21 protein-coding genes and 2 pseudogenes are annotated in these 21,269 nt (G+C 74.0%); 2 read left to right on the forward strand and 21 right to left on the reverse strand.

Annotated features, from left to right (window positions below):
• Window positions 1-52 precede the first annotated feature (52 nt).
• Window positions 53-832 (forward strand): YqjF family protein, encoded by a 780-nt coding sequence (locus tag LPA27_RS06055; RefSeq protein ID WP_228941875.1) that lies wholly within the window; start codon window positions 53-55, stop codon window positions 830-832.
• On the opposite strand, the gene LPA27_RS06060 is transcribed toward LPA27_RS06055, so the two are convergent.
• The 10 genes and pseudogenes from LPA27_RS06060 to LPA27_RS06105 form a co-directional block, all read right to left on the reverse strand.
• Window positions 764-1,498, reverse strand: a complete 735-nt coding sequence (locus tag LPA27_RS06060; RefSeq protein WP_056862373.1) for a ribonuclease HII — start codon at window positions 1,496-1,498, stop codon at window positions 764-766. The genes LPA27_RS06055 and LPA27_RS06060 overlap by 69 nt on opposite strands.
• Window positions 1,495-2,343: a signal peptidase I gene (lepB, locus tag LPA27_RS06065; RefSeq protein WP_082499912.1), complete on the reverse strand. Its 849-nt coding sequence runs from the start codon at window positions 2,341-2,343 to the stop codon at window positions 1,495-1,497. The genes LPA27_RS06060 and lepB overlap by 4 nt, the downstream gene beginning before the upstream one ends.
• A gap of 46 nt (window positions 2,344-2,389) precedes the next feature.
• Window positions 2,390-2,740 carry a 50S ribosomal protein L19 gene (rplS, locus tag LPA27_RS06070; protein WP_056862372.1) on the reverse strand — a complete coding sequence of 117 codons (351 nt, stop codon included), beginning with the start codon at window positions 2,738-2,740 and terminating at the stop codon, window positions 2,390-2,392.
• A 245-nt stretch (window positions 2,741-2,985) separates the two neighbouring features.
• A complete protein-coding gene (locus LPA27_RS06075) occupies window positions 2,986-3,453 on the reverse strand; it encodes a GNAT family N-acetyltransferase (protein WP_228941884.1) in 468 nt (155 codons plus the stop codon).
• Window positions 3,451-4,158: pseudogene (gene trmD, locus LPA27_RS06080) on the reverse strand (tRNA (guanosine(37)-N1)-methyltransferase TrmD); the annotation flags it as partial. The gene LPA27_RS06075 and the pseudogene trmD, both read right to left, overlap by 3 nt.
• A gap of 7 nt (window positions 4,159-4,165) precedes the next feature.
• On the reverse strand, window positions 4,166-4,756 hold the full coding sequence (gene rimM, locus LPA27_RS06085; RefSeq protein ID WP_228941876.1) for a ribosome maturation factor RimM: 591 nt from the start codon (window positions 4,754-4,756) through the stop codon (window positions 4,166-4,168).
• A gap of 109 nt (window positions 4,757-4,865) precedes the next feature.
• Window positions 4,866-5,108 (reverse strand): RNA-binding protein, encoded by a 243-nt coding sequence (locus tag LPA27_RS06090; protein WP_056862370.1) that lies wholly within the window; start codon window positions 5,106-5,108, stop codon window positions 4,866-4,868.
• A 5-nt stretch (window positions 5,109-5,113) separates the two neighbouring features.
• Window positions 5,114-5,632, reverse strand: a complete 519-nt coding sequence (gene rpsP / locus LPA27_RS06095; protein ID WP_056862369.1) for a 30S ribosomal protein S16 — start codon at window positions 5,630-5,632, stop codon at window positions 5,114-5,116.
• Window positions 5,633-5,827: 195 nt separating this feature from the next.
• The gene (locus LPA27_RS06100; protein ID WP_056862368.1) at window positions 5,828-7,219 is read right to left on the reverse strand and encodes a GntP family permease; all 1,392 of its coding nucleotides are present in this window, start codon (window positions 7,217-7,219) and stop codon (window positions 5,828-5,830) included.
• A gap of 4 nt (window positions 7,220-7,223) precedes the next feature.
• Window positions 7,224-7,754: a gluconokinase gene (locus LPA27_RS06105; RefSeq protein WP_082503139.1), complete on the reverse strand. Its 531-nt coding sequence runs from the start codon at window positions 7,752-7,754 to the stop codon at window positions 7,224-7,226.
• Between the two features lie 223 nt (window positions 7,755-7,977).
• Between LPA27_RS06105 and LPA27_RS06110 the strand changes: the two genes are divergently transcribed.
• Complete coding sequence (locus LPA27_RS06110; RefSeq protein ID WP_228941877.1) at window positions 7,978-8,742, forward strand: FadR/GntR family transcriptional regulator; 765 nt, start codon at window positions 7,978-7,980, stop codon at window positions 8,740-8,742.
• Window positions 8,743-8,765: 23 nt separating this feature from the next.
• Here the strand turns inward: LPA27_RS06110 and LPA27_RS06115 are convergent, their stop codons facing one another.
• The 11 genes and pseudogenes from LPA27_RS06115 to LPA27_RS06165 form a co-directional block, all read right to left on the reverse strand.
• Window positions 8,766-9,887 carry an amidohydrolase family protein gene (locus LPA27_RS06115; RefSeq protein ID WP_228941878.1) on the reverse strand — a complete coding sequence of 374 codons (1,122 nt, stop codon included), beginning with the start codon at window positions 9,885-9,887 and terminating at the stop codon, window positions 8,766-8,768.
• 255 nt (window positions 9,888-10,142) lie between these two features.
• A complete protein-coding gene (locus LPA27_RS06120) occupies window positions 10,143-10,517 on the reverse strand; it encodes a hypothetical protein (RefSeq protein ID WP_056862365.1) in 375 nt (124 codons plus the stop codon).
• Window positions 10,518-10,572: 55 nt separating this feature from the next.
• Window positions 10,573-12,138 (reverse strand): signal recognition particle protein, encoded by a 1,566-nt coding sequence (ffh, locus tag LPA27_RS06125; RefSeq protein WP_056862364.1) that lies wholly within the window; start codon window positions 12,136-12,138, stop codon window positions 10,573-10,575.
• Window positions 12,139-12,183: 45 nt separating this feature from the next.
• Entirely contained in the window at window positions 12,184-14,403 is a 2,220-nt protein-coding gene (locus tag LPA27_RS06130) for a [protein-PII] uridylyltransferase (protein WP_228941879.1), read from the reverse strand.
• A gap of 85 nt (window positions 14,404-14,488) precedes the next feature.
• Entirely contained in the window at window positions 14,489-14,827 is a 339-nt protein-coding gene (locus LPA27_RS06135) for a P-II family nitrogen regulator (protein ID WP_056862362.1), read from the reverse strand.
• A 166-nt stretch (window positions 14,828-14,993) separates the two neighbouring features.
• Complete coding sequence (locus LPA27_RS06140) at window positions 14,994-15,332, reverse strand: P-II family nitrogen regulator (RefSeq protein WP_056862361.1); 339 nt, start codon at window positions 15,330-15,332, stop codon at window positions 14,994-14,996.
• Window positions 15,333-15,335: 3 nt separating this feature from the next.
• Window positions 15,336-16,616: an ammonium transporter gene (locus tag LPA27_RS06145; protein WP_056862899.1), complete on the reverse strand. Its 1,281-nt coding sequence runs from the start codon at window positions 16,614-16,616 to the stop codon at window positions 15,336-15,338.
• A 258-nt stretch (window positions 16,617-16,874) separates the two neighbouring features.
• Entirely contained in the window at window positions 16,875-18,041 is a 1,167-nt protein-coding gene (gene ftsY / locus LPA27_RS06150) for a signal recognition particle-docking protein FtsY (protein WP_056904613.1), read from the reverse strand.
• Between the two features lie 120 nt (window positions 18,042-18,161).
• Window positions 18,162-18,365, reverse strand: coding sequence for a hypothetical protein (locus tag LPA27_RS06155; protein WP_056862359.1), 204 nt, complete (start codon window positions 18,363-18,365; stop codon window positions 18,162-18,164).
• Window positions 18,366-18,436: 71 nt separating this feature from the next.
• A complete protein-coding gene (locus tag LPA27_RS06160) occupies window positions 18,437-18,892 on the reverse strand; it encodes an acyl-CoA thioesterase (protein ID WP_228941880.1) in 456 nt (151 codons plus the stop codon).
• Window positions 18,893-18,997: 105 nt separating this feature from the next.
• Window positions 18,998-21,269 (reverse strand): annotated as a pseudogene (locus tag LPA27_RS06165) (AAA family ATPase); the annotation flags it as partial.

The following is a 21,269-nucleotide window of genomic DNA, read 5'->3' on the forward strand; positions in this document are numbered from 1 at the left end:
GGCGGGCCCGAGGGGTGGGGTCGCGGGCCGTGCGCACTGGCATCGTAGACACGTGAGCGACACCCGAGTGCCCCCAGGCCCGGGGCGGCCCGTCGAGGCCCAGGGGCCCCCGCTGCCGGGCCGCCCGATCATGAACCAGTGGTGGCGCGACATCACCTTCGTCCACTGGCGCGTCGATCCCGACCGGGTGGCACCGCTGCTCCCACCGGGGGTGCGCCCCGACCTGTACGACGGCAGCGCCTGGGTCGGCCTCATCCCCTTCCGGATGGTGGAGGCGGGCTTCGGGCGGCGCAGCACGGCGCCGTGGTTCGGCACCTTCCTCGAGACCAACGTCAGGCTCTACTCCACCGACGACCGCGGCCGTCACGGCGTGGTCTTCCGCTCCCTCGAGGCCGAGCGGCTCGCGGTGGTCGCCGGCGCCAACCTCACCTTCAACGTGCCCTACCGCTGGGCCGGCATGAGGATGGACCCGGCCGCGCTCCCCCACGACGCCGACGTCACCGGCGCCCGCGTCCGCTACGACTCCGTACGCCGCGCCCGCGGCCGCGCGCGCAGTCGCCTCGAGATCGAGGTGGGCGAGCCGGTCGCCGAGCCCGACCCCCTCGACCTCTTCCTCACCGCCCGCTTCGGGCTGCACACCAGCGTGCTGGGGCGCACGCTGTGGGTGCCCAACACCCACGGCCCGTGGCCCTTGCGCCGCGCCCGGGTGAGCGCCCTCGACGACGAGCTGGTCGCCGCGGCCGGGCTCCCCGGGGTGAGCGGGTCAGCGCCCGACTCGGTGCTGTTCTCGACCGGGGTGCAGACCCGCTTCGGGCTGCCCGAGCGGCTCTGAGCCCGCGGGGGGCTCCAGACCCGCGGCGCGGCGGACGTTGACGAAGCGCATCCGGTGCACCGGCGAGGGGCCGTGCTCGCGCAGCGCCGCGGTGTGGGTCTCGGTGATGTAGCCCTTGTGGGTGGCGAAGTCGTAGGCCGGCCACTGCTCGTGCAGCTCGGTCATGATCCGGTCGCGGGTCACCTTGGCCAGCACCGAGGCCGCGGAGATGCAGGCGGCCACCCGGTCGCCCTTCCAGACCGCCAGCCCCGGCGCGCCGAGGCCGTCGACGGGGAAGCCGTCGGTGAGCACGTAGTCGGGGGCCACGTCGAGCAGGGCCACCGCACGGCGCAGCGCCTCGATGTTGGCGACGTGCATGCCGAGGCGGTCGCACTCCTCCTGCGAGACCACGACGACCGACCAGGCGAGGGCACGCCGCACGACCTGGTCGTAGCACCGCTCGCGGGCCCGCTCGGTCAGCAGCTTGGAGTCGGCCAGTCCCGGAACGATCCCCGCCCGACCGGCGGGCAGGATGCAGGCCCCGGCCACGAGCGGGCCGGCGCAGGCGCCGCGCCCGGCCTCGTCGACCCCGGCCACGGTCTCGATGCCGTGGCGCCGCAGGGCGCGCTCGTAGCCGTAGAGCCCGGCGTCGCGCCGGACCGTGGCACCGCGCGGGAGCAGGCTCACGACGGGTCGGGCACGTCCGCGAAGACGTCGGGGCGATCGAGCAGCCCGGCGTGCCCGACGGGCCAGAAGACGGCCATCACCTTGCCGACGATGTCGTCGACCGGCACGAACTCGTCGCCCGGCACGCAGGCGGTGTCGCCCTCGGCGCACATCTGGAAGCTGGAGTCGGCGGAGTGGCCGCGGTTGTCGCCCATCACGAAGACGGTGCCCTCCGGCACGGGTCCCGCCTGCCAGTCGCAGTCGCCGAGCATCGGCCCGCGGCACTTGATGTTCTTCTCGTCGAGGACGTAGGCGTCCTCCTCCATGGGCAGGCCGTTGACGCTGATCCGCCCGGCCTCGTCGCAGCACACGATGGTGTCGCCCGCGACGCCGACGACGCGCTTCACGAGGTGGCCGCCACCGGGGTAGAGGCCGAGCGCGTCGAGGCCCTTGGTGACCGGGTTGCTCGCGGTGCGCGTCTCCTCCTCGCCCAGCCAGTCGCCGGGGTCCTGGAAGACCACGACGTCCCCGCGCTCGGGGGTGCCACCGCCCCAGTAGGAGACCTTCTGCACGACGATCCGGTCGTTCTCGACCAGGCCGGGCTCCATCGACTCCGAGGGGATGTAGAAGACCTGCAGGAGGAAGGTCTTCACCAGCACCGCCAGACCCACCGCGACGGCGAGCAGCACCAGCGTCTCGACCCCGAACGGCAGCGAGCGCTCCCGGCGCGGTCCGCGCGCGCCCGGGAACGACCGCGACCGCGACTCCGTGACGGCCGGGTCGGGCTCCGCGCCCCGACCGGTCTCGGTCGGGTGCGCGGTGCCGTCGCTCTCGACGGGCACGGGGTCGCGGTCGGGTGAGGTCACGCGGGTGAGTCTAGGAAGCCGGTGGTGCTGCGGGGAGCAGAACCGCTCAGGCCTCGCGGCGCTCCTTGATCTTCGCCTTCTTGCCGCGCAGGTTGCGCAGGTAGTAGAGCTTGGCGCGACGCACGTCACCGCGGGTCACGATCTCGATCTCCTCGAAGATCGGGGAGTTCAGGGGGAAGGTGCGCTCGACGCCGACGCCGAAGGACACCTTGCGCACGGTGAAGGTGCGGCCGATGCCGGAGCCCTGGACGCGGATGACGACGCCCTGGAACACCTGGACGCGGGAGCGGTTGCCCTCGACGACCTTGACGTGGACCTTGATGGTGTCGCCGGCGCGGAAGGCCGGGACGTCGTCGCGCTTGAGGGAGTTGCCGAGCTCGGCAATCACGTTGGTCATGGTTCTCCTCGCGGGTGCCACAGGTCAGCCGCGGTGTCGGATGGTCGTGCGTGTTCAGGTGTCGGGCGCAGTGCGAGTGGCCGGCGGCGTCGTGCTCCCCCTGTGGCAGGTGCCCGACGCAGACCCCCCTGCCGGCGGCTGCTGGGCAGCGCCTCGGGGTGATCCGGATTTGGCCGACTGGCCGGTGCGCAAGTCTGCCACAGCCGGGCGGGCGGGGGTGAATCAGCCTGAGCGGCCGGCCCGCGTCAGCCGCGGCGGGGCTTGGTCAGCACCGCGGGCCCCGAGGGACCGTCGAGCACCTCGCGCACCGAGTAGCCCGCGCGCTTGTAGCGGCGCAGGTTGGCGGTGCTCGCGGCCCCCGTGAAGAGCCGGTACGCCGTGGCCTCCGGCGCCGCGACGCGCTCGGCGTGCTCGAGCAGGTGGCGTCCCAGCCCGCGCCCGCGCAGGTCGGGGGCCACCATCAGACGCCCGATCTCCCAGGTGCGCCCGTCGAGCCTTCCCCGCACCGACCCGACGAGACGCCCGGCCGAGCGCACGACGTAGGTGTCCCACGACGACAGCGAGGCCGTGACGTCGTCGAGGCCCTCCTGCAGCGGAGGGAGGGTGAGGTCGCCGTTGACCAGCGCCTCGCCCACCCAGCACGCCAGCTGGAGGGTGAGGAGCTCGGCCGCGTCGCCGCGCACGGCCGGCACGACGGCCCACTCCCCGCTCACCGCGGCGCTGGCGTGCAGCAGGTCGGGGCGCCGCTCGGCCGTGCGGCGCACGGCCTGGTCGCGGCGCCAGGCCGCGATCGCGCCGTGGTTGCCGCCGAGGAGCACGGGCGGCACGTCGAGGCCTCGCCACGACGCGGGCTTGGTGTAGACGGGGTACTCCAGCAGGCCGTCCTCGTGCGACTCCTCGACCAGCGAGGCGGCGTTGCCCATGAAGCCCGGCAGCAGTCGCACGACCGCCTCGGTGATGGCGAGCGCCGCCACCTCGCCACCGTTGAGCACGTAGTCACCGAGCGAGACCTCCCGCACCTCGGCGACCGTGCGGGCGTGGTCGAGCACCCGCTGGTCGATGCCCTCGTAGCGTCCGCAGGCGAACACCAGGCGCTCGCGACCGGCCAGCTCGCGGGCCAGGGCCTGGGTCATCGGCTCCCCCGACGGCGTCGTGAACACCACCGTGGCCGGCGCCTGCCCGGGCCCGCCGGCACCCAGCACCTCGTCGAGCGCCTCACCCCAGGGCTCGGGCTTCATGACCATGCCGGCGCCCCCGCCGTACGGCGTGTCGTCGACGGTGCGGTGGCGGTCGTGGGCCCACGAGCGCAGGTCGTGCACGTGGAGCTCGATCAGACCCTTGGCCACCGCCTTGCCGGGCAGCGAGAGCGACAGCGGCGCGAGGTAGTCGGGGAAGATCGTGAGGTAGTCGAGGCGCACGACGGGCTCAGGCGTCCTCGGGCAGCGGGGTGACGAGCCCCGGTCGGTCGGCCACGACGACGCGTCGCGCGACGAGGTCGACCTCGGGCACGAGCGCCTTGACGAAGGGCACGAGACCCTCGCGACCCGACGGGGTGCGCACGGTCAGCAGGTCCTGGGCGCCACCGTGGACCAGGGCGGTGACCGTGCCGAGCTCGGTGCCGTCGAGGTCGTGCACCGCGAGGCCGACCAGCTGGTGGTCGTAGTACTCGTCGGGGTCGTCGGGTGTCGCGTCGGCCGGCACCGTGGCGTGCAGCAGCAGTCCGCGGGCGGCCTCGGCGGCGTTGCGGTCGGGCAGCTCGGCGAAGGTCGCGAGGAGCACGCCCTGGTGCCAGCGGGTCCGGACGACGCTCACGGAGCGCAGCGGCGAGGAGGAGCCGCGGGGCGCCTCGGCGCGCAGCACCGCGCCGTCGCCGAAGCGGCGCTCGGGCTCGTCGGTGCGGACGTCGACGGTCACCTCGCCGCGGATGCCGTGGGGCTTGCCGATGCGGCCGACGACCAGCTCGATGGTGGGCTCGCCCGGGGGCGTGCCGGGGGCGCTCGGAGGTGACGGGGGCACGGCGGGTCCTCTCGGTGGTGGCGGGTGGTGCGAAATGCCGAACGGGTGCCGCCCCGGGGGGCGGCACCCGTTCACGCGGTTGCCGGTCGGCGCTGCTGGCCCGGAGGGCTCAGCGGCGGCGGTCGACGTCGACGAAGTCGACGCGTGCACCCTCGCGACCGGCCAGGGCCGACACGACGGTGCGGAAGGCCGACGCCGTGCGCCCGCCGCGACCGATCACCTTGCCGAGGTCGTCGGGGTGGACCCGGACCTCGAGGATCGAGCCGCGTCGCAGCTGCTTGTCGCGGACCGAGACGTCGTCGGGGTTGTCGACAACGCCGCGGACCAGGTGCTCGAGCGCCTCGGCCAGCACGACGCTCAGGCCTCGGTCTTCTCGGCCTCGGCGTCAGCGGCCGGGGTCTCGGCGGCCTCGGCCTGCTCGGCGGCGACCGCGGGGGTCTCGTCGGCGGGGACCTCGGCCGGCTTGTCCTCGGCGGGCTTCTCGTCGGCCTTCTTGCTGGCCTTCTTGGTCACGGCGTCGCCCTTGGGGCTGCTGTGCGCCTCGGCGAGGGCCTCGTTGAAGATGTCGAGCTTGTCGCGCTTGGCGGCCTTCGTCTTCAGCGTGCCCTCGGTGCCGGGGAGACCCTTGTAGGTCTGCCAGTCACCGGTGACCTTGAGGATGGCCTCGACGGCCTCGGTCGGCTGCGCGCCGACGCCCAGCCAGTACTGCGCCCGGTCGGAGACGACGTCGATGTACGACGGGTCCTCCTTGGGGTGGTACTTGCCGATCTCCTCGATCACTCGACCGTCACGCTTCTTGCGCGAGTCGACGACGACGATGCGGTACTGCGGCACCCGGACCTTGCCCAGGCGCTTCAAGCGGATCTTGACGGCCACGTTTGTGGTGTCTCCTCGTTTATCGTGGTGGGTGAGGGAGCGTGCACCAGGTGGGGAAACACCGGGCCCGATCGCCTCGAGGGCACCGCGCGACCGGGTGAGAGGGACCGGGCACGCAGGACTCGACGAGCAATGATGCCAGAGACCCCCGGGTGGGCTAAATCGCCCCGCAGGCCTCCCCGTCGAACCTCCCCGTCAGATCACGAGGCCGAGCAGCAGCACGAAGACGAGCCCGCTCACCGACAGCACGGTCTCCATCAGCGACCACGACTTGATGGTCTGCCCGACGCTCAGGCCGAAGTACTCCTTGACCAGCCAGAAGCCGGCGTCGTTGACGTGGGAGAAGAACACCGAGCCCGCGCCGATGGCCAGCACGACCAGCGAGACCTCGCCCTGGCTGAGCCCCTCGACCAGGCCGAGCATGAGCGCCGAGGCGGTGATGGTGGCGACCGTGGCCGAGCCGGTCGCGAGGCGGATGAGCACGGCCAGGACCCAGGCGAGGAGCAGCACCGACACGTTGGCGTCGCCGGCCCAGTCGGCCAGCAGCGTGCCGATGCCGGTGTCGACGAGCACCTGCTTGAACCCACCGCCGGCGGCCACGATGAGCAGGATGCCGGCGATGGCCGGCAGCGAGCTCTCCACCGAGGACGTGATCGCGGCGCGGTCCATGCCCGACCCGCGCCCGAGGGTGAACATCGCCACGACCACGGCGATCAGCAGGGCGGCGAAGGGGTTGCCGACGACGTCGAAGACCTGTCGCACCGTGTCGGTCTCGTCCTCGATGCCGATGTCGACCAGGGCCTTGGCCATCATCAGCACCACCGGGAGCAGCACGGTCGCGACCGTCAGGCCGAAGGCCGGCCGGGCGGCGGCGTCGGTGCGCTCCTCGGCCTCGAAGAGGTCCGGGGCCGGTACGTCGACCCAGCGCCCGGCGAGCCTGCCGAAGAGGGGGCCCGCGACGACCACGGTCGGCACGGCCACGAGCACGCCGAGCGCCAGCGTCGTGCCGAGGTCGGCGCCGAGGGAGTCGATGGCCACCAGCGGGCCGGGGTGCGGCGGCACCAGGCCGTGCATGGCCGAGAGCCCGGCCAGGGTGGGGATGCCGATCGTGATCACCGACAGCTGCGCGCGGCGGGCCACCAGGTAGATCACCGGCATCAGCAGCACGAGCCCGATCTCGAAGAACATCGGCAGCCCGATGAGCGCACCGACACCGGCCATGGCCCAGGGCAGCGCCCGGGGCGAGGCCTTGCCGACGATCGTGTCGACGATCTGGTCGGCGCCGCCGGAGTCGGCGAGGAGCTTGGCGAACATCGCGCCCAGGGCGATGAGCGCCCCCACGCCGGCCGCGGTGGACCCGAAGCCCGTGGAGAAGCTCGTGATGACGCCGTTGACGTTCTGCCCGGCCAGGATGCCGACGGCCAGCGCACCGACGATCAGGGCGAGGAACGGGTGGAGCTTGAGCCAGGTGATCGAGACGACGATGAGGGCGATGGCCGCCAGGGCCGCCAGCACGAGCTGACCGCCGCCCGCGACGGGCTCGGCCAGCTCGGCCGCGGCGAGCGGCAGGATCTGCGGGAGGGTCATGGGGTCAGCTCCTGTCGGCCCGGGCGGGCCAGGGGGTGGTGGGGTCGGACGGGGTGGCGACGGGCCCGGCGAGCAGGGCGAGTGCCTGCTCGACCAGCACGTCGACCGGTCGGTCCACGTCGAGCACGGCGCCCGGCTCACCGGGTGCCAGCGGCTCGAGGGTGGCGAACTGGGAGGCCAGCAGCGACGCGGGCATGAAGTGCCCCGGGCGAGCGGCCTGGCGGCGCGCGATGACGGCCGGACTGCCCGCGAGGTGGACGACGAGCAGACGACCGGCCCCGTCGCGCAGCCGGTCGCGGTAGGACCGCTTCAGGGCGGAGCAGCTCAGCACTCCCCCGCCGACCTCGTGCTCGCGCAGCCACGAGGCCAGCAGGTCCAGCCACGGGGCGCGGTCGGCGTCGTCCAGCGCGATCCCCGCGGCCATCTTGGCGATGTTGGCCGCCGGGTGGAAGTCGTCGGCGTCGGCGAAGGGCACCCCGGCGCACCGGGCCAGGGCGGCCCCGACCGTCGACTTGCCGGAGCCGGACACCCCCATCACCAGGGCCAGGGGTCTCGCGGGTCCCGGAGGTCCCGGGGGGCGGCTCGTGTCCGGCATCGTGCTCCCGTCGTCGCGACGGCCGTGACCGTCGACACATCGTGTGACTGCACGCACACTATGACCAATGATCCGATCATTGGCAATTAGAAGGTTCAAAGATGCGTTCTTTTCTCCGACACTCCGGACCGCCCCTCCCGGCCCGCCTGGGAGGATGGGCACCATGAGCCCCCTCGACCCGCCCGCCGAGGCCCCCGCCCCCGGCGCGCGCCCGCACGGGGCGCTCCACGTCGACACCCTCGACGCCCTGGGGTCCCGGCTGGCGTCGGGCGAGGTGGCACCGGGCGAGGTCCTCACGCTCGATGCGATCCGGCGCGAGCACGGCGTCTCGCTCCCGGTGGCCCGCGAGGCCGTCCGGGTCCTGGAGTCGATGGGCATGGTCGTCTCGCGCCGCCGCGTGGGCGTGACCGTGCAGGACCCCTCGGACTGGAACGTCTTCGACCCCCGGCTGGTGCGCTGGCGCCTCGAGGGCTCCGGGCGCACCGAGCAGCTGCTGGCCATCAGCGAGCTGCGCCAGGGCTTCGAGCCCGTCGCGGCGCGCCTGGCCGCCGACCGCGCCACCCCGGAGCAGTGCCGCGCCATGGCGGAGGCGACGACCGACATGGCGGTGCACGGCCGCACCGGCGACCTCGAGGCCTACCTGCTGGCCGACGTGGCCTTCCACCGCACCCTGCTCGACGCGAGCGGCAACGACATGGTGCGTGCACTCGCGGGCCTGGTCGAGGAGGTGCTCGCCGGGCGCACCCACCACGACCTCATGCCGGCGCGGCCCAACCCGACCGCGATCGCGCTGCACGACGAGGTCGCGCGCTGCGTGCGCACGGGCGACGGCGCCGGCGCCGAACACGCGATGCGCGCCATCATCGACGAGGCGGCCGGCGCGATGACGGAGCAGGCGGCCACCGACCGGGCCCGCGCGCGGGAGTAGGCCGGACCGGCGCGACCCCGGGATCAGGCGACGACGCGACCGCGCAGCACCACCCGGCTCGGCTCCCAGAGCACCGACGGGTCGCGGCGGGGGTCGCGCTCGACCACGACGAGGTCGGCGGGCGCGCCCTCCTCGAGCCCCGAGGGGTGCCCGAGCCAGGCACGGGCCGACCAGGAGGCCGCCGCGACGACGTCGGCGGCGGGCAGCCCCATCTCGACCATGGCCATCACCTCGCCCGCGAGGTGACCGTGGCGCTGCGCCCCGCCCCCGTCGCTGCCAACGAAGAGGGCCACGCCCGCCTCGTGCGCACTCAGCAGCGTCTCGCGTCGGCGGGCGTGGAGGTCCTCCATCGTGGCGGCGTACGCCGGGAACCTCTCCCGCCCCGCGTCGGCGAACTCCGGGAACTTGTCGGTCTGCATCACCGTCGGCACCAGCGCGGTGCCCGCGGCGACCATGCGCTCGAGGTGGGCGGTCGACAGCCCGGTGCCGTGCTCGATGCAGTCGATGCCGGCGTCGAGGAGCCCGTCGAGCACGTCGCGACCGAAGCAGTGGGCGGTGACCCGTGCGCCCTCGGCGTGGGCGGCGGCGATCGCCGCCGCGAAGTCGGAGGCGGGGAAGGACGGCGCGAGGTCGCCCTGCTCGCGCGAGATCCAGTCGCCGACGAGCTTGACCCAGCCGTCGCCGGAGCGGGCCTGCTCCACGACGGTCGGCACGAGGTCGACGGGCTCCACCTCGTCGGCGTAGTGGCGGATGTAGCGGCGGGTGCGTGCCACGTGGCGACCCGCGCGCAGCAGGCGGGGCAGGTCCTCGCGCTCGTGCACCCAGCGGGTGTCGGCGGGCGAGCCGCAGTCGCGCAGCAGGAGCGCCCCGGCGTCGCGGTCCTGCAGGGCCTGGCGCTCCACCTCGTCCGCGTCGACGGCCCCGTGGTCCTCCATGCCCAGGTGGTTGTGGGCGTCGACCAGGCCGGGGAGCACCCAGCCGGTGGCGACGGTGTCCGCGCCCGGCTGCGGCTCGTAGGTCACGTGCCCGTCGACGACGTAGAGGTCGCGGGAGACGTCGTCGCCGGGCAGCACCGGCCCGCGCACGCGCAGGACGGGCGGTCGGGCGGAGCCGGAGGAGCGGGGGCGAGCGCTGGGGGCGGCCATGCCCGGGACGCTACCGCGCCCACCGGGCCCCGACGAGGACCTGCGCGCCCGGTCGCGGGCGCGCAGGTCCTCCCGGCGTCACCGCTCAGCGACGGGTCGTGAGGCCGTGGCCGAAGGCGTAGAGCGGGTCGTGGTCGGCGTCGCCGACGTTGATCGGCGGTGCTGCGCACGGCGGCCGCGGGACCGGCCGGCTGAGGGGCTCGGCCGCGCCCGCCTGGGGCCGCCGGGCCGCTGGGCCGCTGGGCCCGCCCGGTCTCAGCGCTCGATCTGGTCCAGGAGCCACGACGGGCTCATCGCCCGGGCGCCCAGGCCCTCGCAGCGCCCGCGCAGCACGTGGTCGGCGCTGATGAGGACGACCTGGTCGCCTCGCTCGCAGGCCACCCGGGTCTGCTCGATGATGGTCGTGTCGCCGTCGCGCGGGGCGTGCACGGTGGTGACGTGCTGGTCGCGACCGGCCCGCACCCCGCCCTTGGCCGCCCCCTCGAGCACCAGCACGATCCGGTCGTAGGGGGTGTCGGCCACCAGCAGCCGCTCGTGGAGCCGGCGCGCGGCGCCCGCGCGGTCCCTCCACCAGCCGTCGGGTCGCGAGCCGACGACGTTGGCGGCGTCGACGACGAGCACGGAGGTCACGGCCGCCGACCGTCCCCGGGGCCGGTCGGAGCGGGCCCGACCACGTCGCGACCGGTCACTTCAGGAACTTCGAGAAGTCCTTCGGCAGGTCGAGGGCCGCGGCCGCCTGCTCGTAGTCGACGTCCTCGCCCGGGGTGGCGAACGGGTTGACCGCACCCGCCTTGTCCTTGGCGGCCGCGGCCTCCTGGGCGGCCTTCGCGGGGTTGCCGGAGCGCTTGGCGCCCTTGCCCTTCTTGGGCTGGGCCTTGGCCTTGCCGCGCTTGGGCCCGCCCATCCCCGGCATCCCCGGCATGCCGGGCATCCCGGGCATGCCGCCACCGCGCGCCATCTGCTCCATCATCTTGCGCGCCTCGAAGAAGCGGTCGACGAGCTGGTTGACGTCGGAGACCTGGCGCCCCGATCCCTTGGCGATGCGGGCGCGACGCGAGCCGTCGATGAGCTTGGGGTTCTCCCGCTCGCCGGGCGTCATGGAGCGGATGATCGCCTCGATGCGGTCGATCTCGCGCTCGTCGAAGTTCTCCAGCTGCTCGCGGAACTGGCCCATCCCGGGCAGCATCCCCATGATCTTCGACATCGAGCCCAGCTTGCGCACCTGCTGCATCTGCTGGAGGAAGTCGTCGAGGGTGAACTGCCCGCCCCGGCCCGAGAGCTTCTCGGCCGCCTTCATCGCCTGCTCGGCGTCGAAGGTCTTCTCGGCCTGCTCGATCAGGGTCATCATGTCGCCCATGTCGAGGATGCGCGACGCCATGCGGTCGGGGTGGAAGAGGTCGAAGTCGGTGAGCTTCTCGCCGTTGGAGGCGAACATGACCGGCTTGCCGGTGATCGAGGCGATCGACAGGGCCGCGCCACCGCGGGCGTCGCCGTCGAGCTTGGTGAGCACGACGCCGTCGTAGCCGACGCCCTGGAGGAAGGCCTGGGCCGTGACCACGGCGTCCTGGCCGATCATCGCGTCGACGACGAAGAGCACCTCGTCGGGCTGCACGGCGTCGCGGATGTCGGAGGCCTGCTGCATCAGCTCGGCGTCGATGCCGAGGCGGCCGGCGGTGTCGACGATGACCACGTCGTGCAGGGTGCGCCGGGCCTCGGCGATCGAGGCCCGGGCCACCGACACGGGGTCGCCGACGCCGTTGCCGGGCTCGGGGGCGAAGACCGGCACGCCGACGCGCTCGCCGTTGACCTGCAGCTGCTTGACGGCGTTGGGCCGCTGGAGGTCGCAGGCCGCGAGCATCGGGGTCTTGCCCTGGTCCTTGAGCCACAGCGCGAGCTTGGCGGCCAGGGTCGTCTTGCCGGCGCCCTGGAGGCCCGCGAGCATGATGACGGTCGGGCCCGACTTGGCGTAGCGCAGCCGGCGGGTCTCGCCGCCCAGGATCGCGACGAGCTCCTCGTTGACGATCTTGATGATCTGCTGGGCGGGGTTCAGCGCACCGCTGACCTCCTCGCTGCGGGCACGGTCCTTGACCGCCCCCACGAACTCCTTGACCACGGGCAGCGCGACGTCGGCCTCCAGCAGCGCGATGCGGATCTCGCGCGCGGTGGCGTCGATGTCGGCCTCGGAGAGCCGACCCTTGCCCCGCAGGTTCTTGAAGGTGTCGGCGAGACGGTCGGAGAGTGTGGCGAACAAGGGTGTCCTCGGGGGCGTCGAACGGGCGAGCAGTCGGCGTCGAGCCTAACGCGACTCCCCCGACAAGGTCGCCCTGACCGCGTGCGCCGCCGCCGCGGCACGGGTCTCGGCCAGCTGACCGGCGCCCGCCTCCTGGAGGTAGAAGACGTCGACCGCCTGCGGCCCGAGGGTGTCGACGTGGGCCGAGCGCACCGCGACGTCGAGGCGGGCCAGGGCGGAGCACACGAGGTAGACGACCCCCGGGCGGTCCGCGGTGCGCACCTCGAGCACCGTGGCCGAGGCCGACGCGTCGGCCCGCACCTCCACCGTGGGCGCCAGCGTGGTGGCGTCGGGCGGGGTCAGCCGCGCCGCGGGGTCGACCCGGCCCTCGACGATCGCGTCGTACTTCTCCAGCAGGAAGGCCCCGGTCAGGTCGCTCTGCGCGACCTCCCAGACCGAGACGCCGTAGACGTCCTGGGCCCAGACCCGTGCCGCGCGCACGGCGATGCGCTGCAGGGCGAACATCGCGGCGAAGTCGGCCAGCAGGCCGACCCGGTCGGGGGCGATGACGGTCACGCGCGAGCCGTCGGGGGTGGCCTCGACGCTCACCGACACCGCCCCGCGGCGCACGGCCTCCGGGATGTCGACCTCGTCGGTCTCCACGACCGGCAGGCTCTGGCCGGTGTCGATCGCGGTGCGCACCCGGCGCGACAGGTCGAGCACCAGGCCCGCGCGCCAGCTCGACCACGCCGGGGCCGAGGCGGCCTTGGCGTCGGCCTCGGTGAGCGAGGTCAGCAGGGCCAGCGCCTCGGTGGTGCGGATGCGGCTGGCGACCCGGTCGACGGTGGCCGGGTCGTCGGGGTCGCGGGTGGTCGCGGTCTCCGAGAGCAGCAGGTGCCAGCGCACGAGCGAGGCGATGAGGTCGACGGCGTCGGGGGCGAAGCCCATGCGGGTCGCGATCGTCCGGGCGAGGGGCTCGCCGGCGACGCTGTGCTCGGTCAGCGAGCCCTTGCCGATGTCGTGCAGCAGGGCGGCCACCATCAGCACGTCGGGTCGTCCGACGTGACGGATGAGCGCCGAGGCCTCGATGCAGGTCTCGACCACGTGGCGGTCGACGGTGAAGCGGTGGATGGCCGAGGCGTGCGGCAGCAGCCGGATGCGCTCCCACTCGGGCAGCAGCCGGGTAAGCGCCCCGGTCTCCTCGAGGGTCTCCCACACCGGCAGCAGACCCCGGCCCGAGGCCAGCAGCCGCACCAGCTGCTGGCGGGCCTCGGCCGGCCACGGGTCGGGCAGCGGCGGGCACTCGCGCGCCAGCCGCGCCGCGGTGGGCGGGGCCAGCACGACGTCCATCTCGGCGGCGGCCGCGGCGGCGCGCAGCAGGAGCACGGGGTCCTGGGCGGGCTTGGCGCGGGCGTCGAGCACGATCTCGCGACCGGCCAGCGCCACCCCGGGCGCGACCGGCGTCAGCGACGGGCGTCGTACGCCGACCTGGGCCGGGCGTGCCAGCACGTCGTCGACGCGCCGCCAGGTCAGGCGCGAGAGGTGCGTGATGCGCCGCCCGAGCTCGCGCACGTGCACCTGCGCGCTGCGCGCGTCGGGCAGGTCGAGACCGGTGGCCAGCTCGCTCCACGTCTCGGGGTTGACCCGGTCGGTGGCGCGTCCGGCGGCGTCCTGCACGAGGTCGCGCACGTCGAGCAGCTGCTGGCGGCTGCGCTCGAGCTCGACGTGGGGCACGTCGACCAGCCAGGTCGCGACCAGGGCCTTGAGCACGGTGGCGTCGCGCAGCCCGCCCTCCGCCTCCTTGAGGTCGGGCACCGACAGGTGGGCCAGCTCCCCCACCCGCTCGTGGCGCGAGCGCACCATCTCGTGCAGGGCCGGCAGCCGCTCGCGCGAGCGGCGGCGCCAGTGGGCCAGCATGGTCGTGCGCAGCCTCAGGGTCAGGCTCGGGTCGCCGGCCAGGTGGCGGATGTCGACGAGCCCGAGCGCGACCCGCAGGTCGGCCTCGGCCGCGGCCAGCATCTGCGGCATCGAGCGCACGGAGTGGTCGATGGTGGTGCCGGAGTCCCACAGCGGGTACCACAGCTGGTGGGCCAACTCACCGGGGTCGACGCCGTCCTCGGTGACCAGCACGACGTCGAGGTCGGAGTGCGGGGCGAGCTCGCCGCGGCCGTAGCCGCCCACGGCGACCAGGGCCGTGCCGTTGTCCTGGCCTCCCGCGGCCTCGTAGGCCTTCGTGCAGAGCGCGTCGGCCCCGGCGGTGCGGCGGGCGCGGTCGGCGGCGCTCATGCGGGGGCCTGCTGCCGGCTCGTGCGGAGGTGCTGGGCGTGCTGGGGGTGCGCGTGGGGGTGCGCGTGGGGGTGGGGAGGCACGGTCAGAGGGCTGCGTCGTCCTTGTCACCGGTGCGCACGCGCACCACCGACTCGACCGGTGAGACCCAGACCTTGCCGTCGCCGATGCGGCCCGAGGCGGCGCTGGCCACGATGGTGTCGACCACGGTCGTGGCGTCGGTGTCGTTGACGACGATCTCCAGGCGGATCTTGGGCACCAGCGCGATGTCGTACTCCGCGCCGCGGTAGACCTCGGTGTGGCCCTTCTGCCGGCCGTAGCCGCTGACCTCGCTCACGGTCATGCCGGTGACGCCGACGCTCTCGAGGGCGACGCGGACGTCCTCCCACTTGTGCGGCTTGATGACCGCGGTGACGAGCTTCATGGGTCTCTCCTGGGTCGGGCGGGCCGGCGGGAGCCGGGAAGGTGGGGCCGATCATGCCGGACGGCCCCGGCGGCGGGGAGGGCCCCGCGCCGCGGGTCGGCCGGTCGGTCCGGGACGGGACGGGCCCGGCACCCCTGCGTGAGGGGGGCCGGGCCCGTCCGGTGGATCACAGTGCGGCTGCGTCCCGGTCGCCGGTGCGCACGCGCACCACGCTCTCGACGGGGCTCAGCCAGACCTTGCCGTCGCCGATGCGCCCGGTCTGGGCGGTCTTGACGACGATGCCCACGACGTCCTCGGCGTCGTCGTCCTCGACGACGATCTCGATGCGGATCTTGGGCACCAGCGCGATGTCGTACTCCGCGCCGCGGTAGACCTCGGTGTGGCCCTTCTGCCGGCCGTAGCCGCTGACCTCGCTGACGGTCATGCCGGTGACGCCGAAGGTCTCGAGGGCCTCGCGGACGTCCTCCCACTTGTGCGGCTTGATCACCGCGGTCACGAGCTTCATGGCTCAGACACCTTCCTTCTGGGTCTTCGGCGCGAGCACGCTGGTGGCGTTGCCCGAGCCGCCGACGCCGGTGTGCAGGTCGTACGCCGACTCGCCGTGGGCGGCCAGGTCGATCCCGCCGACCTCGTCCTCCTCGGCCAGGCGCAGCCCGATGGTGTACTTGATGGCCAGCGCGATCACCGCGGTCAGCACGCCGGAGTAGGCGACCGCGACCAGCACGCCGAGGACCTGGTCGACCAGGGAGTCGACGCCGCCGCCGTAGAGCAGGCCGTCGACGCCGCCGGCGCCGTCGCTGGTGGAGAAGACGCCGATCAGCACCGTGCCGACGATGCCGCCGACGAGGTGGACGCCCACGACGTCGAGGGAGTCGTCGAAGCCGGCCTTGAACTTCAGGCCGACGGCCCAGGCGCAGACCGCGCCGGCGATGGCGCCGATGGCCACCGCACCCTCGATGTCGACCGCGCCGGCGGCCGGGGTGATCGCGACCAGGCCCGCGACGATGCCGGAGGCCGCGCCGAGCGAGGTGGCCTTCTTGTGCAGGACGCGCTCCACGACCAGCCAGCCGAGGATGGCGGCCATGGTGGCCAGGGTGGTGTTGGCGAAGGTGCGGCCGGTCTCGGAGAGGAACTGGGCCATGTCGGCCTCCTCGCTCTCACCGCCGAAGACGATCGAGCCGACGTTGAAGCCGTACCAGCCGAACCAGAGCAGGCCGGCGCCGAGCATGGTCAGCGTCAGGTTGTGCGGGCGCATCTTGTCGCGGGGCCAGCCGACTCGCTTGCCGAGCAGCAGCACGAGCACGAGGGCCGCGACGCCGGCGTTGATGTGGACGGCCGTGCCGCCGGCGTAGTCCTGCGCGCCGATGCGGCCGCAGATGAGGGAGTCGTCGGTGCAGCTGAAGACCATGTGGGCCAGCGGGAAGTAGACGACCAGGGCCCAGATCGGCACGAAGGTCACCCAGGCGGCGAACTTCATGCGGCCCTCGACCGCGCCGCTGATGAGGGCGCAGGTGATGATCGCGAAGGTCATCTGGAACATCACGAAGATGTAGCCGTCGGTCGTGACGCCGTCGAGCCAGAACAGCTCGAAGGGGTTGGCGAAGAAGGTGCCCTCGCCGCCGAAGCCCATCGACCAGCCGACCGCGACGTAGAGGATGCCCACGATCGCGGCGGCGATGTAGGACATCATCATCATGTTCAGCACGGACTTCGAGCGGGACATGCCGCCGTAGAACAGGGCGAGCGCGGGCACCGTCATCATCAGCACGAGCGCTGTCGCGATGAGCATGAAGGCGTAATAGCCGTCCACAGGACCTCCAGGGGAATTGCGCGGTGACGCTGGGGCGTCGGCGACTCCGGTGTCGGCGGCCCAGCGGCTGTTGCAGGAGACCTTGGTGGGGCCAGGTTTCCTCTCCCCGTGAGGTGTGTTTCAGCCACGTAAACGACCCGGTGGCTGTGTAACTTCACGATGACGTGACGACGGGCGCGGCCCCGCACCGAGGTGCGGGGCCGCGCCCGTGCGGCCCGGTCGGCGTGCGCCGGGCGCTCAGCCCAGCAGCGCGTCGACGAAGGCGCCGGAGTCGAAGGGCGCCAGGTCGTCGGGGCCCTCGCCCAGGCCCACGAGCTTGACCGGCACGCCGAGCTCGCGCTGCACGGCCACGACGATGCCGCCCTTGGCGGAGCCGTCGAGCTTGGTGAGCACGATGCCGGTGACGTCGACGACCTCGCTGAAGACGCGGGCCTGGATCATGCCGTTCTGACCCGTGGTGGCGTCGAGCACCAGCAGCACCTCGGTGACGGGGGCCTGCTTCTCGATGACCCGCTTGACCTTGCCCAGCTCGTCCATGAGGCCGGCCTTGTTCTGCAGCCGGCCCGCGGTGTCGACGATGACGGTGTCGGCGCCCTCGCTCGCGCCCTGCTTGACCGCCTCGAAGGCGACGCTGGCGGGGTCGGTGCCCTCGGGGCCGCGCACGACGTCGACCCCGACGCGCTCACCCCAGGTGGCCAGCTGCTCGACGGCGGCGGCGCGGAAGGTGTCGGCGGCGCCGAGCACCACCGAGCGGTCCTCGGCCACGAGGATGCGGGCGATCTTGCCCACCGTGGTGGTCTTGCCGGCGCCGTTGACGCCGACCACCAGCACGACGCCGGGCCGGCCGTCCTCGCCGCTGACCTGGAGCCGGCGGTCCATGCTCGGGTCGACCAGGGCCAGCAGCTCCTCGCGCAGCACCTCGCGGGCCTGGGAGGCGTCGGCGCCGTCGACGCGCATGCGGGTGCGCAGCCGGTCGACCAGCTCCTGGGTGGGGCCGACGCCGATGTCGGCGGTGAGCAGGGTGTCCTCGATGGACTCCCAGGTGTCCTCGTCGAGCCGGTCGCGCGAGAGCAGCGCGAGCAGGCCGCGGCCCAGGGCTCCCTGGGAGCCGGCCAGCCGCTGACGCAGCCGCTGCAGGCGCGAGGCCGTGCTCTCCGGCCGCTCCAGGGTGGGCGCGGGGGCGGTCTCGGGCTCGACCGGCGCCTCGGGCTCGAGGGTGGCCGGCGGCGAGCTGAGCTCGACCGGCTCGGCGCCGTCCTCGACGGGCGTGCCGAGGACGTCGGTGTGGGTGTCGGGCAGGGGCGCCGGCTTGCGGCGGCGGGTCACCACCAGGCCGGTCACGGTGGCCACGAGGGCCACGCCGACCAGCGCGATGACGAGGATCAGGATGGCGATGGCTTCCATGGCCTCATCCAACCAGAGCGGGCCGACGTGCCTGTCGGGCAGGAGCGTGACTCGGGGGCTCGCCCCACGGCACCTGCCCCCGGGCTGCTCGCGAGCCGGCCCACAGCCGCGGGCGGATGCTCAGGCGGAGCGGTCCTGCTGCGCGCCCACCCGGGCGCGGGCGTCGTGCTCGAGGGTCGGGACGGCGTCGGCGGCGCGCGACATCACGCCGCCGAGCCACTCGCCCTGCGGCGGCGTCTGCCCGCGGTGCGGGAAGGCGACGTAGAAGATGACCAGGCCCGCGAGGACGAGGATGACGAGCATGGCGACGGCGATGACGAGCACGCGGACCTTCCGAGACGTGTGAGGCGCGGCGCCCGGTCGGGGGCCGCACCGTCACGGTCGCACAGGCGGGGTCAGCCCGCCTCACCCCCGCGCAGGAGTGGCTCGACTGCGACACGGATCACGTCGGGCATCGGGGTCACCGGCCGGGCCGGGTCGGTGTCGTCGACGTAGACGTGGACGAAGCGGCCCTCGGCCGCCGCCTCCTCCGCGTCGCCCTGGAAGAGACCGATGCGGTAGACGATCGAGGAGGTGCCGACCTTGTCGACGACCAGGCCCGACTCCACCGGGGCCGGGAAGCCGATCTCGCGGAAGTAGCGGCACGAGGTCTCGGCCACGACGCCGATGGCGGGCAGGCGGCGCACGTCGACGCCCGTGTGCTCGTAGAGGTGCGCGTTGACCGCGGTGTCGAACATCTCGTAGTAGGTCGCGTTGTTGAGGTGCCCGTAGGCGTCGTCGTCGCGCCAGCGCGTGGTGATGGTGCGCCAGGCGACGTAGTCGGCTCGGGTGGGTCGGGTGCGGTCGCTCACGGCGGCCATCCTGCCAACGCCCGGCGCGCCGACCGACGACGGGGCGCCGCGGGCTGACCGCGTCGTCGAGGGCCCGCTGCGCACCGTCCGGGTCGGCCGCCGGGGTCAGGCCGTCTCCGCCTCGCGCAGCCGCTGGCTGATGACCGTGGAGACCCCGTCGCCGCGCATCGTCACGCCGTAGAGGGCGTCGCCGACCTCCATCGTCCGCTTCTGGTGGGTGATGACGAGCAGCTGCGAGCTCTCGCGCAGCTCCTCGTAGATCTGCAGCAGCCGGCCCAGGTTGGTGTCGTCGAGCGCGGCCTCGACCTCGTCGAGGATGTAGAACGGCGACGGCCGGGCCTTGAAGAGGGCGACCAGGAAGGCCACCGCCACCAGCGAGCGCTCGCCGCCGGAGAGCAGCGAGAGCCGCTTGACCTTCTTGCCCGGCGGGCGTGCCTCGACCTCGATGCCGGTGGTGAGCATGTCGGAGGGGTCGGTGAGCACGAGGCGGCCCTCGCCGCCGGGGAAGAGCCGGGCGAAGGTGGCGTCGAAGGCCCGCTCGACGTCGGCGTAGGCCTCGGTGAAGACCTGCTCCACGCGCACGTCGACGTCCTTGACGATGTCGAGGAGGTCCTTGCGCGTGCGCCGCAGGTCGTCGAGCTGCTCGGAGAGGAACTGGTGGCGCTCCTCCATCGCGGTGAACTCCTCCAGCGCCAGCGGGTTGACCCGGCCCAGCTGGGCCAGCGCGCGCTCGGCGCTGCGCAGCCGCTTCTGCTGCTCCTCGCGCACGTAGGCCACCGGCTCCGGGGCGGGGTCGTCCTCGGCCGCGTCCGGGGCGGGCGCGACCGGCACCGGCTGGTCGGGGCCGTAGTCGGCGACGAGGGCGTCGGGCTCGACGCCGAGCTCGTCGAGCGCGCGCTGCTCGAGCTGCTCGATGCGCATCCGCTGCTGGGAGCGGGCCAGCTCGTCGCGGTGCACGGTGCTGACCAGCTCGTCGTGCTCGCGGCCCAGGTCGCGCAGCCGTGCCCGGGCGGCGAGCAGCTCGCCCTCCCGGCCCCGCCGCTGCTCCTCGATCGCGGTGCGGGCCTCGGCGGCCAGGCCCACCGACACCTCGAGCCGCTCCAGCACCGCGGCCACACCGGCGCCCACGGCGCGGGCGGCGCGGGCCTCGCGCTCGAGCCGGCGGCGCCGCTCGGCGGCGCGGGCACGGGCCTGGCGCTCCTGCGCCGCGGCGCGCAGCAGCGAGTCGGCTCGCCCGTGCAGCGCGCGCGCCCGCTCCTCGGCGGTGCGCAACGCCAGCCGGGTCTCCATCTCGCCCTGTCGCGCCTCGCGGGCCGCCGCGGCGAGGCGCTCGCGCTCGGCGGTGTCGGGCTCCTCGTCGGGGCTCTCCTCCGCCCCGGCAAGGCGGGCCTCGAGATCGGCCAGGCCCGCGACGTCGCGGTCGCGCGCGGCCTCGGCCTGCGCGATGGCCTGCTCCAGGCGCTCGGCCTCCCCCCGCGCCGCGCGCGCCTGCGAGCCGTGCTGGCCCAGCTCCTCCGCGACGGCGGCCAGCGTCGCGTCGGACTCGTGCAGGCTCGCCAGCGCGGCGTCGACGCGCTGCTGGGCCTCCAGGCGCTCCCGCTCCAGGCGGGAGAGCGCGAAGCCGAGCCGCTCCCCCGTCGCGACCGCCTCGGCCAGCTGGGTCGTCGCGTCGTCGACGGCGGCCTGGACCTCGATCAGGCTCGGCTGGTCGCCCGACCCGCCGGCTGCGAGGTGGGCGCCGAGCACGTCGCCGTCATGGGTGACCGCGACGAGGTCGGGGGCCTCGGCGACCAGGGCGCGCGCGGCGGTGAGGTCGTCCACCACGGCGACCTTGCGCAGCAGGCGGGCCAGGGCGGCCTGCAGCCCGGCGGGGCACTCCACCGAGTCCACGGCGTACGACGCCGTCGTCGGCAGGGCCGGCCAGTCACGGTCGGCCGCCGCCCCGCCGGCCTCGGCCGGGTCGGCCGCCAGCAGCAGCCCGGCCCGGCCGAGCTCGCGGTCCTTGAGGTGGCCGATGGCCGCGAGCGCGGCGTCGGGGCCGGTGACCGCGACGGCGTCGGCGGCGGCGCCGAGCGCCGCGGCGACGGCGGTCTCGTGGCCCGGGCGCACCGACACCAGCGCCGCGACCGAGCCCAGCAGGCCGGAGACGCCGTCGGAGGCGGCGAGCAGGGCGCCCGCGCCGTCCTTGCGCTGCAGCCCCATCTCGAGGGCCTCCTTGCGCGCGCTCAGCGCCGAGCGCTCGCGGTCGGCCCGGGCGACCTCCTCACGGGTGGCGGCCAGCTGCTCCTCGAGGTCGTCGAGCCGCCTGCGCAGGAAGTCGGCGTGAAGTCCGCCTGAGACCGTCGTCACTGTTAGGCTCTCCCCGAACTCAGGGAGG

Origin of the sequence: Nocardioides sp. Leaf374 (assembly GCF_916862475.1) — a bacterium.
Lineage (GTDB): Bacteria > Actinomycetota > Actinomycetes > Propionibacteriales > Nocardioidaceae > Nocardioides > Nocardioides kribbensis.